Consider the following 1,893-nt stretch of genomic DNA (forward strand, 5'->3'; position numbering starts at 1 on the left):
TTGGTTTGGGAGAAGGCTCTGCATTACCTGTTGGTGTGCCTGTTCCATGGCCTTCAGCCACACCGCCAACAGGCTGGCTGAAATGCAACGGGGCGGCTTTTTCTGCTGAAGAATACCCGGAACTGGCAAAGGCTTACCCGACAAATAAATTGCCTGATTTACGAGGTGAATTTATTCGTGGCTGGGATGATGGGCGCGGTATTGATGCAGGACGTGCTTTATTGAGCCTTCAGGCTGGGATGCTGGAAAAGCACCGTCATATTGTTGTTGCCAATGATGGTTACGACACAAAAGATGAATGGGAACTGGCTACGATTTTCAAAAAGACATACACACAAGGACGGGGACTTGATGCCACAAATACAGGAGGGAGTCTGATCCCATCACCGACACTTCATTCACGAGGGAGTATCGGTAATACTGGCGGGAGTGAAACCCGTCCACGAAATATTGCATTTAACTTTATCGTGAGGGCTGCATAATGGATAACGCCGTATTAAATAGCGAGCTTATTGCCACGAAGGCGGGGAATATTACCGTCTATAACTATGATGGTGAAACTCGGGAATATATTTCCACTTCAAATGAATATCTTGCCATTGGTGTCGGTATCCCTGCATATTCCTGTTTAGATGCCCCTGCCACACATAAGGCGGGTTATGCTATCTGCCGTTCGATAGATTTAAATTCATGGGAATATGTGCCAGATCATCGCGGTGAAATCGTCTATAGCACCGAAACAGGAGAATCGAAAGAAATCACAGCTCCGGGTGATTATCCTGAAAATACAACCACTATCGCCCCGTTAACGCCATACGATAAATGGAATGGTGAGAAATGGGTGACAGATACCGAGGCACAGCACGGCGCAGCAGTAGATGCAGCAGAAGCACTGCGCCAGTCGCTGATTGATACTGCAATGGCCTCCATCAGTCTGATTCAACTGAAATTACGGGCCGGACGGAAGCTGACGCAGGCAGAAACAACCCGCCTTAACGCTGTGCTGGATTACATTGACGCGGTGACGGCAACAGATACCAGCACAGCGCCGGATGTCATCTGGCCTGAACTGCCGGAGGCGTAGGCCATTCAATATCTGGCGCACCGGAAGTATCGATCAGCTCCAGTGCGTCCAGATAATCCAGCCACAAATTATATTGCGCCAGTTCATCACCTTTCAGACGACCAATAGCGGCTTTACCGGGCCATTGCTTACTGTTCATGTATTCGTTGGCCTGGTTAATTAGTAGCTGTCTTTCTGATTCAGTAATTTCAATAAGCTCTTCATGAGTAGGTGGAGGAATATCTGCCCACGTAGGTAGTCCATCCTTTCCGGCAATACGGACTTTTCCTTGTGGCGGTTCAGCCATAAACTCACTGACAATATTTTGATTCACCTCCTTAGCATCTGATAAATCCCATCCTACTGATTTATATTTATCAATCATATCCACAGGGAAAAAAGCATTATGCTTGGCACTATAAACATATTCGTTCATATAAATCACCCTGAATAAAATTACTCACCAACAGCCCACCAACTGTAATGCATAGATACCGTGTCGCTGGTTGATGACGTTCTGTAAGCAGAATTAAAGCCGGTTAACGTAGGGCCTTCTGCAGTCATCACGAACCCTCGCCCAGCGCCTAAAGGCGCACCGCCATCACCAGAATGGGTAAGAATGGCGCAGTCCGCTTTTTTAGGGAAAGGGATAGGAAATGTAATCCTCATTGTTTGCGTCGATAATTTCGGCATAGCCTCACCTCGACCATATTGCAGAATTTTACCGTTGGGTAATTTCATCCATCCATCACCACTGGCAAAAGAAGCCATGTCCGGTATCTGATTTTCCCCTGTTCCCACACCCCGTTTCGCTGCTTCTCCCAAACCAA

4 protein-coding genes are annotated in these 1,893 nt (G+C 47.3%); 2 read left to right on the top strand and 2 right to left on the bottom strand.

Annotated elements, in window-relative coordinates; all coding sequences use genetic code 11:
* The coding region (locus D9734_RS22975) for a tail fiber protein (protein WP_053265584.1) at positions 1 to 482 on the top strand (482 nt) is incomplete at its 5' end.
* Positions 482 to 1,084 (top strand): tail fiber assembly protein, encoded by a 603-nt coding sequence (locus D9734_RS22980; RefSeq protein ID WP_130210842.1) that lies wholly within the window; start codon positions 482 to 484, stop codon positions 1,082 to 1,084. The genes D9734_RS22975 and D9734_RS22980, both read left to right, overlap by 1 nt.
* On the opposite strand, the gene D9734_RS22985 is transcribed toward D9734_RS22980, so the two are convergent.
* A complete protein-coding gene (locus tag D9734_RS22985) occupies positions 1,056 to 1,499 on the bottom strand; it encodes a tail fiber assembly protein (protein WP_113906236.1) in 444 nt (147 codons plus the stop codon). The genes D9734_RS22980 and D9734_RS22985 overlap by 29 nt on opposite strands.
* A 20-nt stretch (positions 1,500 to 1,519) precedes the next feature.
* Positions 1,520 to 1,893, bottom strand: a 374-nt coding sequence (locus D9734_RS22990; RefSeq protein WP_021542076.1) for a hypothetical protein, incomplete at its 5' end; no start/stop codon positions are given.

Source organism: Escherichia sp. E14S1 (assembly GCF_004211995.1).
Lineage (GTDB): Bacteria > Pseudomonadota > Gammaproteobacteria > Enterobacterales > Enterobacteriaceae > Escherichia.

Excerpts from the sequence above, each read along its gene's own strand:
- D9734_RS22980 (WP_130210842.1), top strand. The coding sequence starts at position 482 with ATGGATAACGCCGTATTAAATAGCGAGCTTATTGCCACGAAGGCGGGG.
- D9734_RS22985 (WP_113906236.1), bottom strand. The coding sequence starts at position 1,499 with ATGAACGAATATGTTTATAGTGCCAAGCATAATGCTTTTTTCCCTGTG.